Origin of the sequence: Nocardia sp. NPDC051756, from assembly GCF_040681495.1 — a bacterium.
Classification (GTDB): Bacteria; Actinomycetota; Actinomycetes; order Mycobacteriales; family Mycobacteriaceae; genus Nocardia.
This window is the reverse complement of record NZ_JBFAYV010000004.1, coordinates 732,586-754,905: the sequence shown is the minus strand read 5'-3', so window position 1 is coordinate 754,905 and position 22,320 is coordinate 732,586. Positions and strand designations below refer to the sequence as shown.

Sequence of the window (22,320 nt, the reverse complement as noted above, 5' to 3'; positions counted from 1 at the left end):
TCGCCTGTTATGGCGATTGAAGAGCGGCGGGTTCAGGGGAACGGGCGAATCGGAGGGTGACGAGTTGGAAGGGGCGCAGGCGGAGGCGGACTCCGGGGTCTTCCTGGGTCGCGGGGGTGTCCTCCTGAAGTGGTCGCTCGAGTAGGTCGCAGACCTGGAATTCGGTGAATTCGAAGCCAGGGGTTACGAGGGCTGAGGCTCGGCCGCCGTGGGATTCGTAGACGCGGAGGATGATGTCGCCGGTGGCGTCGTCGGCGAGTTTGACAGCGCTGGTGACTATGGCGTCGTTGTCGATGGTGAAGAGGGGGGCGACGGGTTCGGCTACGCCCGCGCGCAGTGGGGTGAGGTTGATGCGGTAGCCGGCTCGGACTGCGTCGCCGATGGTGGCGCCGGGGATCAGGGAGTGGCGGAAGTGGTGGGCGCCGTGGTCGGTTTGGGGGTCGGGGAAGCGGGGGGCGCGTAGCAGTGAGGCGCGCACGGTTGTTGTTGTTCCGCCGTCGGGGCGGATGGTGCGGGTGACGTCGTGGCCGTAGGTGGAGTCGTTGACGAGCGCTACGCCCCAGCCGGGTTCGGCGAAGTGGACGAAGCGGTGGTTGCAGGCTTCGAACTTCGCGTATTCCCAGCTGGTGTTCGTGTGGGTGGGGCGGTAGAGATGGCCGAACTGGGTCTCGGCGGCGTACCGGTCGGCGTGGATGTCCAGGGGGAAGGCGAGTTTGAGGAATTTCTCGGTTTCGTGCCAGTCGACGGTCGTGTCGATGTCCACGCTGTGCGCGCCCGACCGCAGGGTCAGGGTCTGTTCGACGGTGGAGGAGCCGAATGCGCGGCGGATCCGGATTCTGTTCGAATCCGGTTCTGCGGCAATGGAGTCCACCTCGACGAGGTCGGTGACGCGGTTGCGGTAGAAGATGTCGACGTCCCAGGCATCCCAGGAATTCGGGAGATCCGGGTGCAGCTGAAGCAGATTCGCGGTCGAGCCCGGCGGCAGGGTTTCGCGCTGATGCCCGACATCGAACAGCGACACGATGAGTCCGCGCGCATCGACCTCGACCCGCAGCAGACCGTTGTCGAGAACGAATCCACCCGCCGTGCGCTCGGTCACCGAGCACGGATCACCCGAATCCTCCGGACCAGCAGCACCGGCCGGAATCGAGCGCCACGTGTGCGGTGCCGGGTTGAAGACGTTCGGCCCCACCTGCTCACCGCCGAGCGCCCATTGAGACTGCTCGATGATTGCCGTAAGTTCCTCGGCCACGTCGGCGTACGTCTGCTCCGCCTCTCGATACACCCAGGCGATCGACGACCCCGGCAGAATGTCGTGGAACTGGTTCAGCAGCACCGTCTTCCAGATCCGGTCCAACGCCGCATACGGATACTCGACGCCATTCCGGACAGCGGCGGTCGCAGCCCACAGTTCGGCTTCCCGCAACAGATGCTCGCTACGCCGATTCCCCTGCTTCGTCTTCGCCTGACTGGTCAGCGTCGCGCGATGCAACTCCAGGTACAACTCCCCCACCCACACCGGCGGGTTCTCGTACTCCGCCTCGGCCTTGGCAAAGAAGTCGGCAGGCTTGTCCCACACCACCTTCGGCGAACCCTCGAGGTTCTTCATCCTGGCCGCCTTGGCGACCATCTCCCGCGTCGTCCCGCCACCGCCGTCGCCGTACCCGGTCGGCGCCAACGACCTCGACGCCCGCCCCTTCTCCTTGAAATTCCGTGCGGCATGCGCGATCTCGCGCCCCTGCATCGAGCAGTTGTAGGTGTCGACCGGCGGAAAGTGGGTGAAGATCCGAGTTCCGTCCACGCCTTCCCACAGGAAGGTGTGGTGCGGGAACTGGTTGATCTGACTCCAGGAAATCTTCTGTGTCAGTAGCCATTTGCTCCCGGCGGCCTTGATGATCTGCGGCAGCCCGGCGGCGAAGCCGAACGTATCGGGCAGCCACGCCTCCTCGTTCTCCACCCCGAATTCGGCCAGGAAGAACCGCTTCCCGTGCACGAACTGCCGCGCCATGGCCTCGGAGCCGGGCATATTCGTGTCGGCCTCGACCCACATCCCGCCGGCCGGCACGAACCGTCCCTCGGCCACCGCCGCCTTGACCTTCGCGTAGACCTCCGGCCGATGCTGCTTGATGAAGTCGTACTGCGCCGCTTGGGACATAGCGAAGACGAACTCGGGTTCCTCGGCCAGCAACGCGGCCATGTTCGCGGTGGTGCGCGCGACCTTGCGCACCGTCTCCCGCAACGGCCACAACCACGCCGAGTCGATATGCGCGTGCCCGACCGCCGAGATCGTGTGCGCGGACGGTATCGCCGGCTTGGCCAGCACCTCGACCAGACAGGCCCGTGCCGCCGCCGCGGTGGCGTTGACGTTCTGGAGATCGATCGCGTCGAGCGCCCGCTCGATCGCCCGCACGATGTCGTAGCGCCGCGCCGGATCCTCCGGCATCTCGTGCATCAGCTCGCCGAGCACCTCCAGATCCAGCACCAATTGCCAGACCTCCTCGTCGAACACCACGAGATCCATTCGGCCCAAACGATATTGCGGATCGGTACCGGCGGTGAGCTTGTCGCCGAGCGCGGTCGGCGCGAAGAACGGGATGACCGGATTCGACGCCGCCTCGACATGCAGCAGCACCTGCTCCCCGCCGACCGCCGGAGCCGCCACCCGCACCCACTGACTACGCGGATGCAGCCCCTTGACCGGCGATCCGTCCGCCCGATAGACCAGCCCCTCGCACTGGAAGCCGGTCATGTTCGGATCGAAACCGATATCGATGATCGCCTCGACCGTCTTACCCGCCCACTCGGCGGGCACCGTCCCCTCGACCGTGAGCCAGCTCGTCCCCCACGGCGCACCCCACTGCGCGCCGGGCGCGACCGGTGTTCGCGGCGCGGCCAAACCCTCGGCGACCGGCACCGGCTCATCCGGCGCCACCCAGATACCCGCGGTGAGCGGCACCGACTCCGGATAGATCGCCGGCGCGATCCGCTCCGACAGGACCCGCCCGAGGCGGCTCTCGATCAACCGACGGTCATCGTGCATAGCGGTAGCTCCGATCGGATCGTGGGCATGATCATCGAACTGCACCCATTCTGCGACAGCGCGGTGAATTCTCCGGCACAGTAAGTATTGATTTGCCTTGCAGGAGGAATCCATGGCGTCGAACTGGCGGTTGTTCGCGGCGGTGGTGAGCGTCAGCTCGCTCTTGGTGGGAGGGGCGGCCTGCGGGTCGGACAGCGGCGGGGACACGGTGACGATCACCGCGAACGCGATCAACTCGGCGGGCGGGAAGAACGCGGCCGAGGCGAAATGGATCGAAGACTGGGTCATCCCGAAGTTCGTGGCGCAGCAGCAGGCCAAGGGCGTCACCGTGAAGGTGAAGTTCCAGGCGACCGGGGTTCCGGACGAAGACTACAAGAGCCGGATCGCCAAGGACCTGAAGACCGGCACCGGGGCCGATGTGGTGTCGCTGGACGGGATCTGGGTCGGCGAGTTCGCCGAGGGCGAGCAGATCAAGCCCCTGGATGAGCTGGTCGGCGCGGACCGGGTCAAGGCGTGGGACGGCTGGCAGCACATTCCGGAAACCGTGCGGCAGTTGACTTCCTACAACGGCACGCAGTACGGCATACCGCAGGAAACCGACGGACGGGTGTTGTTCTTCAACCGCAAGCTGTTTCAGCAGGCGGGCATGCCGGCGGACTGGCAGCCGACCAGCTGGGACCAGGTGCTGGAGGCCGGGCGAAAGCTGAAGGCGGTGCCCGGAATTACTCCGGTGCAACTGAATGCGGGCACTAGCTTCGGCGAAGCGACCACCACGCAGGGCGTGCTGCCCTTGCTGGCCGGCACGGGCAGCACCCTGTTCGAGAACGGGAAGTGGGTCGGGAACACCGCGAAACTCCGTAGGGTGCTGGACTTCTACCGCGCGACGTACGACGACAAGCTGGGCGACGCCGAATTGCAGCAGGACGCCAAGGGCCGGGAGAAGAGCTTCGAGAAGTTCGCCAAGGGCCAGGTCGGAATCCTGTTGGAGAGCGACTACTTCTGGCGCGGGGTGCTGAATCCGCGCGGCGGCAGCTTCCCGATGGCCGAGCGGGACACCCAGGTCGGATGGGCGAAGATCCCCGCCGCCACGCCGGGCACCGGAGTGCACAACCAGGACTTCGTAAGCGTGTCCGGGGGCGGCGGGCGGGTGATCAACCCGAAAAGCAAGCATGTCGAATTGGCTTGGGAGCTTTTGCAGTTCATGAACTCGCCGGAGGCGTTCAGCGCGCTGATCGCGGGCGGCGGGCCGCGGATCACCGCGCGGCAGGACGTCAATGCCGATGCCCTGGGCGAAGATCCGATGCTGACCTTCGTGTCCGAGCAGATCCTGCCGATCACCTCGTTGCGGCCCGCGCTGCCGGAGTACACCAAGGCGTCCAAGGCGCTGGCCCAGGCGACGCTGGACGTGGTCACCGGTAAGAGCACGGCGGATGCCGCTGCGGCGTACGGCAAAGCGGTAGAGGAGGCGGTCGGCAAGGACAAGGTAGCCAGTGACTGAACCCGTCATCACTGAGGTACCGAAGAGTGGATCCGACACCGATGTCGCCGGGTTGGGGCGCTGGAAGGCGAGTGCGTTCGTCACGCCCGCACTGCTGCTGATCGCCGCGTTCCTGGTTTTTCCGGCGCTGTGGTTGCTGTGGATCGGGCTGACCGACCTCACCGTCTCCGGGCGTACCTCGGTCGACGTTTCCTTTGTGGGACTGGACAATTACGCGAAGGCGCTGAAAGACCCGCTGTTCGGCAACAGCGTGTGGATCACGCTGCTGTTCGTGTTCGGTTCGGCCGTCATCGGGCAGAACTGCCTCGGTTTCACCCTCGCCTGGTCGATGCGCACTGCTGCACGCTGGGTGCGGGCGGTGGTGGAAAGCCTGGTGCTGCTGGCCTGGATCCTGCCCGCCAGTGTCGTTGCGGTGCTGTGGATTGCGATGCTCGACCGCGACGAAGGCAGCGCCAACCGGCTGTTGAACACCCCCGGCCATGCGTGGATGATCCAGCAACCGTTGGCCGTCATCATCGTGTTCAACATCTGGCGCGGGACCGCGTTTTCGATGCTGCTGTATTCGGCGGCCCTGTCCACGGTGCCGCCTTCGCACCTCGAAACCGCCCGGCTCGCCGGCGCTTCCGGGCCACAGATCTTGCGGGACGTGCTGTTTCCGCACATGCGCGGGCACGTCCTGACCAATACGTTGCTGATCAGTCTGTGGACCTTCAACGACTTCACCCCGTACCTGCTCACGCGCGGCGAGCCGAACCATCGCAGTGAGACCTTGCCGATCTTCCTGTACCGGCAGGGAATCGATGACGGGGCACTGGGTTACGGCGCTGCCGCGTCGGTGCTGATGCTGCTGATCAACCTGGCGCTCGCACTGTTCTATCTGCGGCTGCTGCGGAGGAGGACGCGATGAATCCTCGACAGGTCGTCGGACGGATCGGGTTCTATACCTTCGTCGCGGTGGTGACCGGGTTCTTCGTGCTGCCGATGCTGTGGCTCGCCTCCGCACCGTTCGACGCGAACCCCGGGTATGCGCCGAGGTTTCCGAAACAACCGACTCTGCAACATTTTTCGGCACTGTTCGAGAACGATTTCACCATGGGCTCGTTGTGGAACTCCGTGCTGCTGTCGTTCTTCTGCATGGTGCTCGTGGTTTCCAGTGCGGCGCTGGCCGCGTACGCGCTGTCCCGCGTCCGGATCCCCGGCCGAGATGCCCTGCTGTACTTGCTTTTACTGCTGTCCAGTGTGGTCACCGGCACTGCGGCGATGGTGCCTATCTTCCTGATGATCTGGAAGATAGGGTTGCTGGACAAGGAATTCGGCGTCGTGCTGGTGCTGTCCGGCGGGTTGCTGCCCGCGGCGATCTTCATTCTGAAGGACTTCATGGACTCGGTGCCCCGGTCCTATGAGGAATCGGCGCGGGTGTTCGGGGCCGGGCCATTGCGCATCCTGCGCGACATCGTGGTGCCGCTGGCCCGACCAGGATTGGCGACCATCGCGGTATGGACCGTGGTGAATGTGTGGGGCAGCTACCTGGTTCCGTTCCTGCTCCTGCGCGACCAGGACAAGCAGCCTGCCGCGGTGGTCGTGCGCACCTTCTACGACGAGGGCGGCGGCGCGCAACTCGGCCCGATCTCCGCGTTCTCGCTGCTGTACTCGATCCCGGTCGTGCTGATGTATCTGTTCGTCAACCGGCGCTACGGCTTCCGGCTCCACGGAGGGATCAAGTCCTAGATGGCGCAGATCGATCTGGCCGACCTCACCAAGGTCTTCCCCGGCGACGTGAAAGCCCTTGACGCCCTGAGCTTCACGATCCACGACGGTGAATTCTTCGCGCTGCTCGGCCCGTCCGGCTGCGGCAAAACCACCCTGCTGCGCACCATCGCCGGCCTGGAAACCCCGACCAGCGGGCAGATTCGGATCGGCGACAAGGACGTCACCCGGCTGTCCCCCGGCCGGCGCGACGTGGCCATGGTATTCCAGGACTACGCACTGTTCCCGCATATGACGGTGGTCGACAACATCGCCTACCCACTGAAGGTCCGCGGCACCGACAGGCGTACCCGCGCGGCAAAGGCGACCGAAACCGGAGATCAGCTGTCGCTACAGGGATTGATGGAACGCCGGCCAGCCGAACTGTCCGGCGGGCAACAGCAACGGGTCGCCCTGGCACGCGCAATGGCCTGCCACCCCAAGGTCTTTCTGTTCGACGAGCCCCTCTCCAACCTCGACGCTCGCCTGCGCCTGGAAGCCCGAACCTTCCTCAAGAAGCTGCAACACGAACTCGGCGTAACCACCGTCTTCGTCACCCACGATCAAGCCGAGGCACTCGCCCTCGCCGACCGGATCGCCGTGATGTTCGACGGCCGGATCCGCCAACTAGGCACCGCCCGCGAGGTATTCCGCAGGCCCGCAGACACTTTCGTAGCGAATTTCATCGGCTCCACCCCGATGAACCTGATCCCGGGCAAGCTGGTCGGCCTGGATTCATCCGTTATCTGGGGAGCCCGTCCCGAATACCTCGGCTTCTCCGCCACAGCCGTCGATGACGCCCTGCACGGCACGGTATCCACCGTCGAACACCTGGGCGCGACTTCCCTTGTCACAGTGGAAGCCAACGGATTCACTGTAGGCGTCACCGTCCCCGAGGCAGCCGAGCCGGCCCTGGGCACCGACGGCTGGGTAATCCCCCAACCCGACCGCGTCCTCCGCTACGACGCAGAGTCGGGCAACCTACTCCCTTGAGCCACGCCACCGCCGCCTTTGCTCTGTGCGTACCAGGCCTGAAATCCCGCGAGCACCAGCGCGATCACGCCGACCGGCAAGTAGTACGCGAGCGCCGCGAACATACTGTCGGCGGCGGGCAACGCAAGAAGTGAACCGATCACGAGAACGCCTGCAACAGCCCACGACAGTCCGCGGGTGACGCGCAGCGCGGGCAGCACACACAACACCACCGGCACCGCCAGCAGCAGCACGAGCCACACTCCGTAACGGGCGGCTATCGACTCGCCGCACGCCGCGTCCATCTGCACGACCTCACACGATGAGATCTGGTGCAGCGGTTCGGATCCTACGAATATCCCCCACGCGACGGTCGCGCCGGCCAACAGCAACCAGGTCGCGCGCGAAAGTTCCATGTCCGCCATCGTCGCATCGATCGACGCTATCCGGATGTCTCACTCCGGGTTCGGCCGTTGGTGCGCAGGGCGGTGTTGTCGTCGCGGAGGCGGTCGTTGTCGGTGTGCAGGGTGGCGTTGGTGTCTTCGAGGTCGAGGATGCGGCCGATGCCGGCGAGGTTGACCCCGGCCGCGGCGAGGGCGGCGATCCGTTGCAGGCGGGCGATGTCGTCCCCGCTGTAGCGGCGGGTGCCGCCGTCGCTGCGGGCGGGGGTGAGCAGGCCGTGGCGTTCGTAGAGCCGAAGCGTTTGCACGCCGATCCCGGCAAGGTCGGCGGCGACCGAGATCCCGTACACAGCTTGGCTCGGGTCGGGCAGATGTGATCCTGGCTGGGGGTCCTGCTGCATCGCTCTCCTCATCTGTGGGTGCCGGTCAGGTTTTCTATTCTAGCCACTTGCGTTCACTTGTCGAGAGTGCTACAACAAATCTATGCCATTTGGCACAGGTTATCTGACTCGATAAAGAATGGAGTGTGTTGGAGGTGGCGACCATGCTGATGCGTACCGATCCGTTCCGTGATCTGGACCGTCTCACGCAGCAGGTGTTCGGCACAGCGGCTCGGCCCGCGGTGATGCCGATGGACGCCTGGCGCGAGGGCGACGAGTTCCTGGTGGAGTTCGACCTGCCGGGGATCGACCCGAAATCGCTGGATCTGGACATCGAACGCAATGTGGTGACCGTGAAAGCGGCGCGCCCGGAGCTGGATTCGGGGCGGTCGATGATCGCCGCGGAACGCTCCCGCGGGGTATTCAGCCGCCAGCTGTTCCTGGGCGAGGGCCTCGATACCGACAATATCCGCGCCGACTACACCGATGGTGTACTGCGCCTGGCCATTCCGGTCGCGGAGAAGGCCAAACCCCGCAAGATCGAGGTCGAACACCACGATCGGCGGCAGGCGATCAACGCCTGATCCGCCTGCCACGAAGCTGACGAAAGCCCCGGCGCTCCGGGCGGGTCCGGTCACCGGACCCGCCCGGTCCACCATTCGGAACAAACTGTGCGAGGAGGTATGCCATGGCCGCAGTCTCGACTAGCTACGCCGGGCGGCACACCCATGTGGACGACCCCGAGGCCGTGGTCAGCGAACCTGTCGTGACGACGGCGGCGGCGTGATGAGCGCCGAATCGCGCGCGTTGCAGGTACGCCTGGACCGGGTCGACTCGACGGCGGTGCTGACCATCGGCGGTGAGGTCGACGCGGTGTCGGCGCCACAGCTGCAATCCGGGATCGAGGAGGCCTTGGAGCGGGCGCCGGCGGTGCTCGTGCTGGATCTGTCGGGGGTGGGATTCTTCGGATCCGCCGGTCTCAGCGTGCTGCTGCTCGCGTTGGACAAGCTCGACAGGGACAGCTTGCGGGTGGTCGCGTCGCCGCAGGTACGGCGACCGATCGAGGTGACCGGGCTCGACGGCATGCTCGATGTGTTCGAGACCCTGTCCGCCGCACTGCGTTCCGGGGAGACTCCGAGCATCGCTTGACGGCGAAAACCCTTGGCCTGCACTCCCGCGGGATCGCTACGGTTGTGTCGTGGCCATGCTCGTGCACCTGACACCGGAGAAGAACGCCCGTCGAATCCGCCGGGCGGGCATCGCCGCGTCCGGGTATGGGCGCGGCGTGTTCTGCATGCCGGTGCTGCCGTCTTATGTGCTGTCGCATCAATGGTTGCGGGAATTGCGGCGCGGCGGGCAGCGATTGATCGTCGCGGTGCACTTCCGGGTGCCGGACGACGAACTCGTCCGAGTCGGGCACTACTCGAACGCCGGTGCGGAACTGACTGCGGCCGAGGCTGTTTCGATGATACTGCACGCCGAGGACCCGCGCGGATACCAGATCGTCGTACCTCGTTCGATCGCGCCCGCCGAGCTGCATCAGGTTCGGCACGTGCGGCAGGTGACGGGGTGGCGGTATCAGCCGAACGCGCACGGTCGGCGACCCTGCGCCTGCCCGGCCTGCCTGGGGCGCGGCGAATTCAAGGCCGCCGTCCTGCGCCGCCGATTCGACACCGATCCACCGGATCTCACGAAACCTCAACTGCTGGAACAATTACGGAACGCGAACGACGATGACGACGTGATCCTCGTGCTCTACGGCCTGGGTCGGCGCAGCCGTGGCGATGTCACCGACGTCGCACGTTTCGTCGATCACGCCAACCCCGAGGTCCGTTACGCGCTCGCGTGGGCGTTGCACAGATATCGCGGCACCGAGGCCCGCCGGCTGCTGGCCCGCTTGGCCGCCGACCCTGATCCTGAAGTGTGCCTCGCGGCGACGAAGCGTCGATAGGCCCGGCCTACTTGTTGTCGATACGCCCGATCGGGGCGGCGGATCGGTCGAGATCGGACTGGAACTGCTTCCAGCCTGTGTCGTCGATCCCGAGAGCGCTGCGCAGATAAGCCCACGAAGCCTGCCGGATCAGCGAGACGCGCTCGGGGCTCTCGTCGGTGGTGTCCTTGGCGTCGTAGGCGTGGATTCCACCCAGTGAGTGTTCGGCGCCGAACAGGGTGAGCAGGCTTTGCGCGCCGGGGCTGTAGGTGTAGACGTCGGCGAACCAGTCGGGGCCGCGTGTCGAGAGCAGCGACTGGTCGTGATCCCCTGCAACCACGAGGGCCGGCGTGGTCAGACCGTCGAAGTCGGGGTTCATGAAGGAGAAGTTCTGCACCGCGAACGGAGTCAGATCGCCGCCGCCGATGCCGGTAGTGGCAAGCAGCACACCGGCTTTCACGCGAGTATCGGTCAGGTCAGGCCCGGGCTGTCCGTCCGCGTCGAGGACGCGCGCGCCGAGCAGCATGCCGACGGTCTGTCCGCCCCAGGAGTGTCCGGCGACGGCGATGCGCTCGCGATCGATGCGCTCGGCGAGGCCCGGAATGGCGGCGACGAGGTCGTCGAGCTGGTCGAGTACGCGCACCACGTCCTGCACGCGGGTGCGCCAGATGTCCGGGTACCGCGGGTCGGCCGGAGCGAGGGCGAGTGTGCGCGAATCGAGGAACGTCGGCTGGATGACGACGAAGCCGTGGCCGGCCCAGAAATCGACCAGCGGGTCGTAGGAGGCCATCGATTTGCCGAAGCCGTGGGCGAGGACGACGACCGGGAGGCCGGCGCCGGAGACCGGTGCCGAAACGCGAACTTGCAGGTCGTCGCCTCGGTCCGGCGCGGATAGGACGACCGGTTTGATGCTGATGATCGGAGTGGTCAGGGCGGGGACGGCACTCGGGGCGGGTGCGGGCATGGGGGTTCCCTTCGAACGTGATGAGCGCCGCGTCCATGGGGCGGACGCGTAGGTTCCGGCGGACATACCAATGAACCGGAGCACTGTTCCGAATATACGGAACAGTGCTCCGATTGACAAGTGGAGTCTGAGAGAAGGGACGCTGCATGTTTTCCGACGACCCGGTCGCGGGATCCGGAGCGGACCCCGCGACCGATTGGGCTGTGCCGGAATCACATTCGTCAGGCGTCGAGCGCCGCGGTGATCTTGCGAGCCATCGCCGCCACCGCAGGACTCACCTGTCCCTTGCCGGACTGGATGGCGGCTTCGACAGCGACCAGAACCGTGTCGCGGAAATTGCCCGCCTCGACCGCAGACTGCTTACCGAGCAGCTGCACGGCCGCGGTCAGCGCAGGAAGCACCTGATCAGCCAGCTCGGCGACGGACTTACCCGGCAGGTGGATGTCCTTGGACTTCGCCGAGAGCACGTGCCCGACCAGTCCGGTCGCCGAGGTCAACGCGGTCGATCCCTGCGAAATACCCTTGTGCGGCGCACCAGCGGCAGCCAGCAGCGCGACAGCTCCATAAGCGGCGGTCCGCAGGGTGCTCTTGTCCTGGTCGGTCAGGGTGATGGTGATGGACATGTCGTGCTCCTCGAAATAGGTTGTGGCACCGGGTTGGCGCCGCTCGTTTTGTTCGATGTACACACTCTGTCCGGGCCCCCTGACACCGCGCTGATACGCACCTGACACCTCCACTGACACCACAATCGGCGCGCTACAGGTTCACCCCGCCGCTGACATCGAGCTTGGTACCGGTGACCCAGCGAGCGTCTTCGGAGGCGAGGAAAGCGACGGCATCGGCGATGTCGGGAACCTCGCCCATTCGGCCCAGGGCCGTCACGCTGACGTTGCGTTCCACGTTCGCCGGATCGGCCAGCACCGCGGCAGTCATATCGGTGCGGGTATATCCGACACCGACTGCATTGACGGTGATCCCCCGTGGCCCAAGGTATTTCGCCAACGAATGACTGAACACGTCGAGCGCACCCTTGGTGAGCGGATAGCCGATTCCATGAGCCGAGGCGATCCGGGTCGAAACCGAGGAGATATTGACGATCCGGCCACCGTCACGAATCAGCGGCAACAACCGCTGGGTGAGAAAGAACGGCGCTTTGACGTTGACCGCGATCATCCGGTCGAACTCCTCGGGCGTGAGCACCTCGATCGACCGCCCCATGATGTTGAGCCCGGCATTGTGGACCAGGATGTCGATCCCCGATTCCCCGTGTTCCCGGAGTCCGGCCGCCAACCCGGTCATGAATGCGTCCATGTCGCCGGCGATACCCAGCTCGGCACCCACGAGGAACGCCCGCCCACCGGTCGCGGCGATCGCCGCGACGGCCTCCTCGGCCGCCTCCTCGTTACTGCCGTAGTGCACCCCGACCAGAGCCCCGTCACGAGCCAAGCGCTTCGCGATACCGCGTCCGATACCCCGGCTTCCGCCGGTGACCAGCGCGACCTTCCCGCTGAGATTCCCCATCGTCACTCCCCTACCGCGCGCTCGGCCACCTTGACGCAGAGTTCGGTGCCGCCGTGCAGTGGCAGCGTGACCGCCAGGAACCCGTTGGCCGGATCACGCACGTAGGCAAGGAAATCCGGCTCGGCGTTGTCGTTCATGACATATCCGCCGATGCGCAGCTGCGGCGCGATGATCTCGATCAGCTCACGCGCGAGCGACGGCTCGACGCCGAGCCAGCCGTCGATCAGCGCGAAGTCGACCGGACCGCCGAGGTCGCGCAGCGTGGTCCGCGCGTCACCCTCGCGGATCTCGGCGTAGTCGGCGAGTCCGGCATCGGCGAGGTTGCGCCGGGCGGTGGCGACTTTGGCGGGCACGATCTCCGATCCGATCACCGTGCCGCCTCCGTTGTCCCGCATCGCGGCGGCGAAGTAGAGCGTCGACATGCCGACGGAGGTCGCGAACTCGACGACCCTGGTCGCGCGGAGGCCGCGGCACAGCAGATAGAGCAGGTCACCCTGGTCCGGGGAGATGGAGAAGCCGTACTCGCTGTAGGCGTGCGGATCACGCTCGAGCCCGTGGCGCGGGTCGTCGGGCGGATACTGTTGCGCCGCCGCGAGTTTGTCGATGACGGCGTTGACCACGGGGTCGAGGATGGGGCGGTGGGTGTCGTCGGTCATGATCGAATCTCCTTCACTCGGTACGCATTCGGTAAGGATCTCGACGAACGTCCGGTTCGGCCGAACAGATGTAATAGGTTGCGGCCCAGCGCAAATCGTTCACTCCACTACCTGCGGCACCCGCGGAAGCGGCTCGCCCGCTGGCAGTAAGGCTAGGCTAATATGGCTGGATGGCGGCAAGTGGCCAACCACAGCCGCGAAACGGCCAACCTCAGGCGAACAGGAGGAACGGGTGAATGCCGACAACTCACCGGATCCGCCTGGGGGCGAAAGGCTTCCACCGCCCGTGGCGATCCGCACACAGGTCGATCGCAGCACCTCACTGACCGAACACCAGCACCCGCATCACCTGATCGTGTGGGCGACCAGCGCGACCGTCACCGTGCGCACCGACACCCGGGACTGGCTCGTCCCGCCGACGCACGGACTCTGGCTCCCCGCCACAACCCCACACGCCGCGGACGTCCTACACCCCGGCGACGCCTGCACCATCGCGATCGACGCCTGCTGCCCGATCCCCTGGACCGAACCCACCGGCGTGCTGATCACCCCGTTGATCCGTGAGCTGATCACCTACCTGCACAGCCACCCGGACCCGCACCACACCCGAACCCACATCGAAACGGTCCTGCTCGACCTGATCGAACCCACCACCAGCACCAGCGTGCACGTGCCGCTGCCAGCCGACCCGCGCATCCGAACCATCGCCGACCTGCTCATCGCCCACCCGGCCGACCAGCGCGACCTCGCCGCCTGGGGCCACGAGGTCGGGGCAGGCGTGCGCACCCTCACCCGCCTGTTCGCCGGCGAAACCGGAATGACGTTCGCCCGCTGGCGCACTCAGGTCCGCATCCGCGCGGCGCTCACCCACTTGGCCCGCGGCACCTCCGTCGGCGCCACCGCCCGCGCCGTCGGCTACCGCAAACCCGGCGCCTTCAGCGCCGCGTTCCACCGCATCACCGGCCAATCCCCGAGCATCTACCTCGCGAACCGCGGCTAGACCTGTTCGACGGTCCGGGCCACCGGCGCGGCTGCGCCGGTGGCCGCGACGGTCAGTAGGTGAAGCGGCTGACCTTGTCCGGGTGGATGACGAGGCGGACCTGTTCCGCGGCAAGTATTTCCGCGAGTTCATCGGCGCGGACCGGGTCGTTCAGATCCCAGTAGCGCGAGGCCAGTCGGGCGCAGAGGTCATGTGCGCCATCGGGTTCCACCGTGACGCGGCCGGCCACCGACACCCAGCGTTCGCGTTCACCGACCGGGGCGGCGACAACGATCGAGGCGCGGTCGTCGCGCTGCAAGCGCCGCACCTTGAGTGCGTCGGGGGCGGTGAACAATTGGATCGTGCCGTCGTCGGTGACCTCGAACCACACCGGCCGTGGCTGCGGCGGGAGCGGCGCCGCGGCCACGGAGAGGAACCCGTGCAGCGGGCGGCGGAGGAACTCGAGGTCCTGGGCGGTCAGCGAACTGGCATCGTCGGTCATCGCGGCCTTCCGATAGAGAATGGTTCCAAGATCGTTCAACGAGGAACTTGCCGACGGTGTTCCGCGAGCACCCCTATCGGCTTCGGCACCAGCGGGTTTCGCTCGGCGATTCGAAGTCGCCCACCGGCTACGGTGTCGCTCGAGCAGTGATGCCTCGCGGCTTGAGCACCCGAGTATCCGACCCGGAAGCCGCGACGGCGATCATCGCACGACCGATCTCCCGATTGTCGTTGAACGCGTTCGGCGCCAGCCGCTTGAACAGCGGAACCAACGGCCGCGTAACGGTATACCCGGCGCGATACAACCGAGTCTTGGACACCACCCCGTCCTTCGGCTGCACGAACCCCGGCCGGAACATGAACGCCTGGAACGGAAGTGCGAGCAGATCGTTCTCGGTCTTCCCCTTCACCCGCGCCCACATCGACCGCCCCTGCTCGGTGCTGTCGGTGCCCTGCCCGGAGACATAGATGAAGGTCAACTCCGGATTCGCCGCCGCCAGCGTGCGACCGACCCGCAACGCCAGGTCATAGGTGATCCGCCGATAGTCCTCCTCCTGCATCCCGACCGAGGAGACCCCGAGACAGAAGAAGCACGCATCGAACTCCCCCAGCTCGCCCGCGATCGCCGAAAGATCGCTCGGGTCAGGCTGAACCAGCTCGCGCAGCTTGGTGTTCTCGATCCCCAGCGAGCTGCGCCCGACCGCGAGCACCTGCTCCACCCGCTCGTCCCGGAGGCTCTCGGCGAGCACCCCTTGCCCGATCATGCCCGTCGCCCCGAAGAGGATTACCTTCATGCTCGAATCTTGCCTCAACCGGACCATTATGCCGCCACCCGCGATTTCGGGCAGCCGAACGGCAGACTGCTCCCCTGGACAATCCGGACCATCGGCGGCAAAGATGGCTCCATGTTCCGACGCGCCGGTGTCGACCCCGCGGTCGAACAAGTCCGAAAGCTGGCGGATTCGCTCGACGTACCACGTCCGTGGAATCTGGCGGCCTTCGTCGAGCGCGTGGCGGAACGGGTCGGCAAGCCGATTCAGATCGTTCCCCGGCAAGACCTGACCACGGGCGGCTTTCCGTGCGGACTCGTCGTCGAGCGCGCCGACGACATCGTCATCGCCTACGACGCGGCCAGCACCGGCTATCACACCGACCACATCGTGATGCACGAGATCGCCCATCTGTTGCTCGATCACGCCGGGTTCGTTTCGGTGGGCGCCCAGCGCCGGACGCTCGCCACCCTGTTTCCCGACCTGGATGTCGACAGCGTGCTGCGCGTGCTCGCCCGCAGCGATTACGACGATGTCGACGAGAACCAGGCCGAGCTGTTCGCCTCGATGCTCATGTCCGACGTCGAGGTGGAGCGGCCGCGTTCGGTGCTCGGCCGCTTGGTCTTCCGGCGCTGAGTCCCGCGAGCAACGATGATCTCGACGCTGCCCACAGCGGTAACGCTGCCCGTGGTGGTCGCCGCGTTCCTGTTGCTCAGCGGCCGCCTCGTCGGCTTGCTCAGCACCGACCTGGACCGGCACGTCACCATTGCCTTCGGCTGTGTCGTCGCCACCGCGGCGACCCGGGAACCGACGGTGTCCCGCCTGGTCAGCGAGCTCTCCGGCGGGTGGCTTTCCGAACAGTTGATTCTCGAACTCGGCGCGGTCGGTTTCAATCTCGGCTATGCGGCCGGGCTGCTGATCGGGGCGGCGCTGCTGCATCGCACCCGCTCGCCGCGGGTCAGCTACGGGATGGCCGTCGGATTCAGTGTGGCCGCGCTGTGTTTCAGCGGATTCGGCGATGGCGACGGCACGATCTTCGAACGCACCGGATGGGCACAGTTCGGCTACTGGCTGTGCACGGTGCCGATCGGTACGGCGATGGCGGTGCTGATCATCCGGGCGGCCACCGCCGAACTGCGCAACCGCGTCGGCCGCCGGGAGTCGGCGGTGTACGTGGCGATCCTCCTGTGCGGCATCGCGGTCGTCGTCCGCGTCGGCGCGACCCTGGTGGCGTCCACCATCCGGATCGCCGGGCCGCGCAACTCGTTCACCGACATCCAGGCCGTCGTCGATCGCAACCTGGTGTTCTTCGATCTCGTGCTGTGCATGGGATTGACCCTGACCGCCATCGTCGCCGCGGCGCGCAGTCGGCGCGACGTCAACGATCTGACTCGCCACCGCAAAGCGCTTCGCCCGCTCTGGGCCGAACTGACCGCCGCGTGCCCGGAGATCGTGCACCACAGCCCGGTGCCGAACGGCGCCCAGCCCAACCGATATCTCCTGCACCGCACCGTCATCGAAATCCGGGACAGCATCCTGGACCTGGCCCGTTACGCGACACCGCACCCGCCCGAGATCGATGCGGCGATCTCGAGCGCCGCGTCGACCGGCTCCTACGACGCATTGGATCGCGCGGTCCTGCTGGTTCGCGCCCGCGACGCCAAGGCGCGCGGCAATCCACCGACCGGCGGCCGCTACTTCGGGCTCTCGGCCGCGGACAGCCTGCTCGATGAGGTGACCGCGTTGACCGCGATCAGTGCGCAATGGCCGGTCGCCGAGGCGATCGCGGCAGGAGTCGGGCAGCCCAGCGCACGGTGACCGCGGCTGTCCTTTGCGCGCTAGTGGATCCGCGGCGGCCCGGCGTCCACGATCTCCAGCGACAACTCCAGCGGGTCGAAATGGATGAGTGATTCCATCCACCAGGTCATGCCCGCTGCGCTGAGCTCCGCGAGGTCGACTGTGGTCGGTTCGTTCCATGCGGGGCTGGCGTTGCCGGCGACGACGACATCGAAACGCTCGGCCTTGTCCACCGCGGCGACGAGGCCGGTCAGTTCGCCGGGAGTCGGTGTGTGATCCTCCGGAAGCGGAAAGATCCCGTCGTGACGGGCGGCTCGGCGGATCACCTTCGGATTGCCGGTCGAACTCGCCACCCAGATCGGGATGTGGTGCGGGTGCGGTGTGGTGGCTTCGAGGCGGACCCGGTAGTGCGGGCCGGAGTGCTCGTAGGCCTGTCCGGACCACATCGCGCGGACGATGTCGAGGCCTTCGTCGAGCCGGGCGGATCGGGCGCGCAGGTCGTCGGGTTCGCCGAATCGGCTGAAGTCGCCGGACTCATCCGAGCCCAGACCGACGCCGAGGATGAATCGGCCGTTGGACAGGTTGCTCAAAGTGGCCGCGTGGCGGGCCACGACCCAGGGACGCCGCCGGGCGAGCGGTGTGACCGTGGTGCCGAACTGAATCCGGTTGGTGGCGTGGGTGATCGCGCCGAGGGTTGTCCACGGATCGGCGATCGGCATGGCCTCGCCCAGGAGGTGATCCCAGAGGAATACGCCGTCCCAGCCCGCGGCTTCGGCACGGACCGCCAAGTCGACGAGATTGCGCGGATCGCCGAACGGGCCGAACGGCGGTAGATAGACGCCGTAACGAAGGTGGCTGCCGGTCAAGAGATTTCCCCCGCGGTATTCGATCGATGGACGGAGCTGATGGTATGCCGTTCAGTGCCGTCTGGTACTCCAGTGCGATGGGCGGTAGTACCGCAGTCCAATGTGATTGCCGGGCCGGGGTTCTTACCGTCGGGTCATGCGTATTCCAGCCTTTGCTCTCTCGATCTGTGCGGCGGCGGCGCTGTTGGCCGGCTGTGCGGCGGACCCGGTCGAGGCCGCCGCGCGACCGTCGGATGGTGCCCGGGCGGACGTGATGGGTGATCTCGACACGTTGATCCGTTCCGGCGCGGTCGGCGCGCTTGCGACGCTCACCGGCAACGGTGACACGACCGTCCTGACCTCCGGTCTCGCCGATGCCGCTGCCCGAACCCCGATCCGCACCGATCGTCCGGAGTATGTCCGAATCGGCAGTGTCACAAAGACTTTCACAGCCGCAATCGTGCTGCAACTGGCGGCCGAACAGCGGATCGACCTCGACCGGTCGATCGACACCTACCTGCCCGGTCTGCTCGTGGGCGACGGCATCGACGGACGGGTCATCACGGTCCGCCAGATCCTGGGTCATCGAAGCGGGCTGCCCGAGCCGGTCGAACCAGAGGGATTGAACGAGTACGAGGCGGCACGCGCCGGGCGCACCTACACCCCCGCGCAAGAGGTCGCCCTCGCCTTACAGCATCCGGCAACGTTCGCACCTGGCGCCCGATTCGAGTACGCCAACATCAACTACCTCGTCGCCGGCATGTTGATCGAGGCGGTGACCGGACACCGGTACGCCGATGAGCTACGCGACCGAATCCTCACTCCGCTGGCCCTTTCCGACACCTACCTACCCGCCACCGGCGAAACCGGCCTGCGCGACCCTCACCCGAACGGCTATGCGACCGCCGACGGCAGCGTGACGGACCAGACGCGGATCGAGCCATCCATGCCGTGGACATCGGGCGCGTTGGTCAGCACCGGTGCCGACCTGAACCGCTTCTTCACCGCACTGCTGGCCGGACAGGTGCTGCCACAAACTCAACTGCGGCAGATGCTCGACGGTGTCGACATGGGTAACGGTGACGGCATGTCCTACGGCCTAGGCGTCGGCTACTCCCAACTACCTTGCGGCGCACAGTTCGTCGGCAATGTAGGCGGAGTCCCCGGTTTCACCACCGTCTCCGGCGCAACATCCTCCGGCCGAGCAGTCACCTATTCCTACACCGGCACGGTGGCTGACGCAGATCTCGGCGGAATGCTCAGCCACGCACTGTGTGGGTGAGCATCTCCTCTTGGTGCCGGGCCGGCCGTGCGGCTTCTCGACGTGCTGGACCAACCGTCGGCACTGCGGTGCCGTTCATCGCGCGGTCTCCGGGTCGACGGGGACCGCGGGTTCAGCCGTTTCGGCAGGGGTGCTGATTGTTGCGTAGACGATCGTTGCGGCGAAGAGGGCGAGGAAGGCCAGGGCCAGGGCGGGCATGGCGAGGGCTTGTGCTTGGTTCAGGTAGTCGGGGGTGTGGCTGTTGTAGCCGTCGACGCCGAGGAGGAGGCCGGCGGGTGATTGCCAGTCGTCGGCGTCGCCGCCGTCGGACATGAACCAGCAGAAAGTCGTCAGACCGAGCAGGTATGTCCACAGCAGGGTCAGGACAATGGACTGGCGAACCTTGGTCGCGGCGGCGAAAGCGCTGGTGGACAAGAACATTCCGCGTGCCATCCAGCCCAGCAGAGCGAAGCTCACCAGCCAAAGCGGTGCGCCGAGGAAGAACAGGAAGGCGAAGATCCAGCCTGGTTCTACGAGGAACCGGGCCAGGATGTCCACTACCTGAACTATCAGAATCGCCGTCGCGGTCGCCACGGCCCACCTGCGCATCCCACTCATCGTTGCTCCCCTCCCGTGCTCGGTCTTGCTTGCGGCTTCGAGTGTTCGCCGGATGTCGGATCGGGTCATGAGTATTCCTACTGGGCGGGGCTCGGTGGTTCCACGCCCTCAACTCAGGCAACCCACTTCACCAGGGGTTATGCCTGCACGCACGCCGAGCCCAATCGCGAGCACAACCGTCTTGAACAAATGTCTTGCACATTTGTCTCAATCGAGTTAGGTTCTTCTTGTCAGCAACTGAAGGAGACCGAAATGACCACCACCCGCGCCACTTTCGCCATCGACGGTCGCAACCTGTCCTACCTGGACTTCGGCGGCACCGGACGCCCTGTGCTCGCGCTGCACGGCCACATGTCCGACGCCGAGAGTTTCCGCGGAATCGCCGAGCGGCTTACCCCCGGCTCACGGCTGATCGGGCTCGACCAACGCGGACACGGGTTCTCCGATCGCGCAGCCGACTACTCCCGGGCCGGCTACCTCGCCGACATCGCCGCCCTGCTCGACCACCTCGGTCTGGAACATGTTGTGCTGCTGGGCCATTCACTCGGCGGCATCAACGCCTACCAGTTCGCCGCCCGTTATCCCGAGCGGGTCGAGGCGTTCATCGACGCCGACGGCGCGGTCAGCTTCGGCCTCGACGGCCAGAACCCACTCCAGTTCGTGCTGTCCCTGCGCTACGAGGCGCCGACCCGGCACGAACTGGTCGACGGCTTGGGCCCGATGGCCGCCATGTTCGGCGGTCTGGTCCGCGAGCGCGCCGACGGCAGCTGGAGCCTGCCGTTCCATCCCAGCGACATCGTGGACTCCGAAGACCAAGTGCACGGCGATCATTGGGCCGACTGGCTGACCAGCACCTGCCCCGCACTGCACTGCTCATCCGCGCCACCCAGGGCGTGATCCCGCAGGACCAGGCCGAAGCCATGATCGAACGCCGACCGAACACCCGCATGGTCGAACTCGACACCGACCACTTCATCTATGCGAACGATCCGAGCGGGTTCGCCAAGGTGGTCAACGAGTTCCTCCTCGGGCTCTAGTCGAGACTCGCACCGAGCGGTCAGACCTGTTACCGCCCAAGGTCAATGGATGCGCGGTGCAGGTACTGACAAGCGCCAAGGTGTCGCCAATGCTCTCGCCGCCGACGCCCGATCACCATCCTTGATCCACGCAGCTCAGCAATCCTTCGTCGACGGCTGGCAGCATCCGATGTGGGTCGGTTTCGGAGTGATGGTCGGCGTGCTGATCTACGTCCTCGCCCGCGGCCCCAAACCCCCCACCCCCGCGCCGGACGACCTGTCCCCCACCGGCGCTGTTCCAGCACCGAACGCAACCCCGGTCTCAACCCAACCGACGCCTAACTCCCGTACCTTTGATGATCCGGTCGATCGAGTTGCGCCGAGCCACAACACATTCGACCGCTTCACCTCACAATCCCGAGTTCGCTGTGGTCGGGAGCCCTGATCCCCGGCCACCCTGCACCCCGCCCACAGCGTCACCGAAGCGTTCACCGTCCCGGAGTGGCTCGGACCAACGCGTTGTACACCCAGTTGTGGGCTTGACCTACGGTGACGCGAGTTCTGAGCAATTGCCCGGTCAGCGACCAGTAACGGTGAATTCGATGGTCGGTGTCGGTCGCGTTGGTCAGCAATTGCTTGCGGAAACGTGGGGAATCACGTTCTCCGCGAGCATTGGCATGAGCGTTGACGAATCTGTCGAGTTCACTGCCGTCGCGCGGCCGCACACCTGCCGAGACAAGTGGCACCACGTCCGCCATTACGTCGGCCATGTCGGCGTACAGTCGTCGCCCGTCGCGGATCAGACTCGGCTGACTTCGCCAGAATTGCTGTCGCACAGCACTGTTCATTCCGGGATCGGCGACCAGGGCAGCCAACTCGGCATACGCGACGACCTCGACGACGGATGGGTCAACGGGCGGCTCCGGGACATTCCAGCCCACCCAGCCGTCGGTGTCGCACCGAGGTATCGGCGCGAGGACGCGTCGCCAGAATCGCACGAGGCATTCGTGTGCGGCAGCACCGTCCTGCGCGGCAGCCAGCAACGCGAGTCGCTCGGCCCGTTGCGGCGGGGCAGCTGTCTCGACTGCCCGCAGTGACGCCCGCCGCCAGGCCAGCGCCCTGAACTCGATGTCGAGCCGCCCACTTTCGGCGGCGACGACCTCAGCGATAGACCGATCTCCGTGCAACACATCGGTGATCGAGCCCAGCCCCAGGCCGAGCGCACGCAATCGCCGGACCAGCAGCAGCCTTTCAATGGCGCTGTCGGCGTCGAACATCCGATGCCCGCCCGCGCTGCGGTGGGACTCCAGAATGCCTTCATCGCAATAGAACCGAATCGTGCGCACCGCGATCCCGGTGCTGCGCGACAACTTTCCGATGCTTATCAGCGCACTCGCCTGTGTGTCACCTGTCACAACTTGTTGA

25 protein-coding genes are annotated in these 22,320 nt (G+C 66.1%); 13 read left to right on the top strand and 12 right to left on the bottom strand.

All coding sequences use genetic code 11. The features are described from left to right. Positions 1-7: 7 nt before the first annotated feature. Positions 8-3,040 (bottom strand): glycoside hydrolase family 38 C-terminal domain-containing protein, encoded by a 3,033-nt coding sequence (locus tag AB0M22_RS20470; RefSeq protein ID WP_364728776.1) that lies wholly within the window; start codon positions 3,038-3,040, stop codon positions 8-10. 112 nt (positions 3,041-3,152) lie between these two features. On the opposite strand from AB0M22_RS20470, the gene AB0M22_RS20465 reads away from it, so the two are divergent. The 4 genes from AB0M22_RS20465 to AB0M22_RS20450 are packed head-to-tail and all read left to right on the top strand — an operon-like array spanning position 3,153 to position 7,277. Next, complete coding sequence (locus AB0M22_RS20465) at positions 3,153-4,538, top strand: extracellular solute-binding protein (RefSeq protein ID WP_364728773.1); 1,386 nt, start codon at positions 3,153-3,155, stop codon at positions 4,536-4,538. Then, positions 4,531-5,445, top strand: a complete 915-nt coding sequence (locus AB0M22_RS20460; protein ID WP_364728770.1) for a sugar ABC transporter permease — start codon at positions 4,531-4,533, stop codon at positions 5,443-5,445. The genes AB0M22_RS20465 and AB0M22_RS20460 overlap by 8 nt, the downstream gene beginning before the upstream one ends. Then, on the top strand, positions 5,442-6,266 hold the full coding sequence (locus AB0M22_RS20455; RefSeq protein ID WP_364728767.1) for a carbohydrate ABC transporter permease: 825 nt from the start codon (positions 5,442-5,444) through the stop codon (positions 6,264-6,266). Before AB0M22_RS20460 ends, AB0M22_RS20455 begins: the two co-directional genes overlap by 4 nt. Next, positions 6,267-7,277 carry an ABC transporter ATP-binding protein gene (locus AB0M22_RS20450; protein ID WP_364728764.1) on the top strand — a complete coding sequence of 337 codons (1,011 nt, stop codon included), beginning with the start codon at positions 6,267-6,269 and terminating at the stop codon, positions 7,275-7,277. On the opposite strand, the gene AB0M22_RS20445 is transcribed toward AB0M22_RS20450, so the two are convergent. Next, positions 7,244-7,681 (bottom strand): hypothetical protein, encoded by a 438-nt coding sequence (locus AB0M22_RS20445; RefSeq protein WP_364728761.1) that lies wholly within the window; start codon positions 7,679-7,681, stop codon positions 7,244-7,246. The two genes, AB0M22_RS20450 and AB0M22_RS20445, sit on opposite strands and share 34 nt — an antisense overlap. A gap of 17 nt (positions 7,682-7,698) precedes the next feature. Continuing rightward, the gene (locus AB0M22_RS20440; protein WP_364728758.1) at positions 7,699-8,058 is read right to left on the bottom strand and encodes a helix-turn-helix transcriptional regulator; all 360 of its coding nucleotides are present in this window, start codon (positions 8,056-8,058) and stop codon (positions 7,699-7,701) included. Positions 8,059-8,201: 143 nt separating this feature from the next. Between AB0M22_RS20440 and AB0M22_RS20435 the strand changes: the two genes are divergently transcribed. The 3 genes from AB0M22_RS20435 to AB0M22_RS20425 all read left to right on the top strand — a co-directional run bounded on the left by AB0M22_RS20435 (position 8,202) and on the right by AB0M22_RS20425 (position 9,988). Next, positions 8,202-8,621 carry an HSP20 family small heat-shock protein gene (locus AB0M22_RS20435; RefSeq protein WP_364728755.1) on the top strand — a complete coding sequence of 140 codons (420 nt, stop codon included), beginning with the start codon at positions 8,202-8,204 and terminating at the stop codon, positions 8,619-8,621. Between the two features lie 202 nt (positions 8,622-8,823). Next, positions 8,824-9,186 (top strand): STAS domain-containing protein, encoded by a 363-nt coding sequence (locus AB0M22_RS20430; protein WP_364728752.1) that lies wholly within the window; start codon positions 8,824-8,826, stop codon positions 9,184-9,186. Positions 9,187-9,241: 55 nt separating this feature from the next. Beyond that, complete coding sequence (locus AB0M22_RS20425) at positions 9,242-9,988, top strand: HEAT repeat domain-containing protein (protein ID WP_364729846.1); 747 nt, start codon at positions 9,242-9,244, stop codon at positions 9,986-9,988. Between the two features lie 7 nt (positions 9,989-9,995). On the opposite strand, the gene AB0M22_RS20420 is transcribed toward AB0M22_RS20425, so the two are convergent. The 4 genes from AB0M22_RS20420 to AB0M22_RS20405 all read right to left on the bottom strand — a co-directional run bounded on the left by AB0M22_RS20420 (position 9,996) and on the right by AB0M22_RS20405 (position 13,108). Next, positions 9,996-10,931: an alpha/beta fold hydrolase gene (locus AB0M22_RS20420; RefSeq protein ID WP_364728749.1), complete on the bottom strand. Its 936-nt coding sequence runs from the start codon at positions 10,929-10,931 to the stop codon at positions 9,996-9,998. Between the two features lie 221 nt (positions 10,932-11,152). Beyond that, positions 11,153-11,554, bottom strand: a complete 402-nt coding sequence (locus AB0M22_RS20415; protein WP_364728746.1) for a hypothetical protein — start codon at positions 11,552-11,554, stop codon at positions 11,153-11,155. Between the two features lie 133 nt (positions 11,555-11,687). Then, positions 11,688-12,452, bottom strand: coding sequence for an SDR family oxidoreductase (locus tag AB0M22_RS20410; RefSeq protein ID WP_364728743.1), 765 nt, complete (start codon positions 12,450-12,452; stop codon positions 11,688-11,690). A 2-nt stretch (positions 12,453-12,454) separates the two neighbouring features. Next, on the bottom strand, positions 12,455-13,108 hold the full coding sequence (locus tag AB0M22_RS20405; protein WP_364728740.1) for a class I SAM-dependent methyltransferase: 654 nt from the start codon (positions 13,106-13,108) through the stop codon (positions 12,455-12,457). Between the two features lie 286 nt (positions 13,109-13,394). Here AB0M22_RS20405 and AB0M22_RS20400 point away from each other — a divergent pair, with 286 nt between their 5' ends. Next, complete coding sequence (locus AB0M22_RS20400) at positions 13,395-14,108, top strand: AraC family transcriptional regulator (protein ID WP_364728737.1); 714 nt, start codon at positions 13,395-13,397, stop codon at positions 14,106-14,108. 52 nt (positions 14,109-14,160) lie between these two features. Here AB0M22_RS20400 and AB0M22_RS20395 read toward each other — a convergent pair whose 3' ends face one another. Beyond that, positions 14,161-14,589: a pyridoxamine 5'-phosphate oxidase family protein gene (locus AB0M22_RS20395; RefSeq protein ID WP_364728734.1), complete on the bottom strand. Its 429-nt coding sequence runs from the start codon at positions 14,587-14,589 to the stop codon at positions 14,161-14,163. Positions 14,590-14,716: 127 nt separating this feature from the next. After that, positions 14,717-15,382: an epimerase gene (locus AB0M22_RS20390; RefSeq protein ID WP_364728731.1), complete on the bottom strand. Its 666-nt coding sequence runs from the start codon at positions 15,380-15,382 to the stop codon at positions 14,717-14,719. A 111-nt stretch (positions 15,383-15,493) separates the two neighbouring features. Between AB0M22_RS20390 and AB0M22_RS20385 the strand changes: the two genes are divergently transcribed. Both AB0M22_RS20385 and AB0M22_RS20380 read left to right on the top strand, forming a co-directional pair. Continuing rightward, the gene (locus tag AB0M22_RS20385) at positions 15,494-15,994 is read left to right on the top strand and encodes a hypothetical protein (RefSeq protein ID WP_364728728.1); all 501 of its coding nucleotides are present in this window, start codon (positions 15,494-15,496) and stop codon (positions 15,992-15,994) included. A gap of 15 nt (positions 15,995-16,009) precedes the next feature. Continuing rightward, positions 16,010-17,176: a DUF6545 domain-containing protein gene (locus AB0M22_RS20380; protein ID WP_364728725.1), complete on the top strand. Its 1,167-nt coding sequence runs from the start codon at positions 16,010-16,012 to the stop codon at positions 17,174-17,176. 20 nt (positions 17,177-17,196) lie between these two features. Here AB0M22_RS20380 and AB0M22_RS20375 read toward each other — a convergent pair whose 3' ends face one another. Next, positions 17,197-18,021 (bottom strand): LLM class flavin-dependent oxidoreductase, encoded by an 825-nt coding sequence (locus tag AB0M22_RS20375; RefSeq protein WP_364728722.1) that lies wholly within the window; start codon positions 18,019-18,021, stop codon positions 17,197-17,199. A gap of 136 nt (positions 18,022-18,157) precedes the next feature. On the opposite strand from AB0M22_RS20375, the gene AB0M22_RS20370 reads away from it, so the two are divergent. After that, positions 18,158-19,282, top strand: a complete 1,125-nt coding sequence (locus AB0M22_RS20370; protein ID WP_364728719.1) for a serine hydrolase domain-containing protein — start codon at positions 18,158-18,160, stop codon at positions 19,280-19,282. A 75-nt stretch (positions 19,283-19,357) separates the two neighbouring features. Here AB0M22_RS20370 and AB0M22_RS20365 read toward each other — a convergent pair whose 3' ends face one another. Next, positions 19,358-19,870 carry a hypothetical protein gene (locus AB0M22_RS20365; RefSeq protein ID WP_364728716.1) on the bottom strand — a complete coding sequence of 171 codons (513 nt, stop codon included), beginning with the start codon at positions 19,868-19,870 and terminating at the stop codon, positions 19,358-19,360. A 261-nt stretch (positions 19,871-20,131) separates the two neighbouring features. Here AB0M22_RS20365 and AB0M22_RS20360 point away from each other — a divergent pair, with 261 nt between their 5' ends. Both AB0M22_RS20360 and AB0M22_RS20355 read left to right on the top strand, forming a co-directional pair. Further along, positions 20,132-20,776, top strand: a complete 645-nt coding sequence (locus tag AB0M22_RS20360) for an alpha/beta hydrolase (RefSeq protein WP_364728713.1) — start codon at positions 20,132-20,134, stop codon at positions 20,774-20,776. A gap of 189 nt (positions 20,777-20,965) precedes the next feature. Then, complete coding sequence (locus AB0M22_RS20355) at positions 20,966-21,340, top strand: hypothetical protein (protein WP_364728710.1); 375 nt, start codon at positions 20,966-20,968, stop codon at positions 21,338-21,340. Positions 21,341-21,383: 43 nt separating this feature from the next. Here the strand turns inward: AB0M22_RS20355 and AB0M22_RS20350 are convergent, their stop codons facing one another. Beyond that, positions 21,384-22,265 (bottom strand): MerR family transcriptional regulator, encoded by an 882-nt coding sequence (locus AB0M22_RS20350; RefSeq protein WP_364728706.1) that lies wholly within the window; start codon positions 22,263-22,265, stop codon positions 21,384-21,386. Positions 22,266-22,320 lie beyond the last annotated feature (55 nt).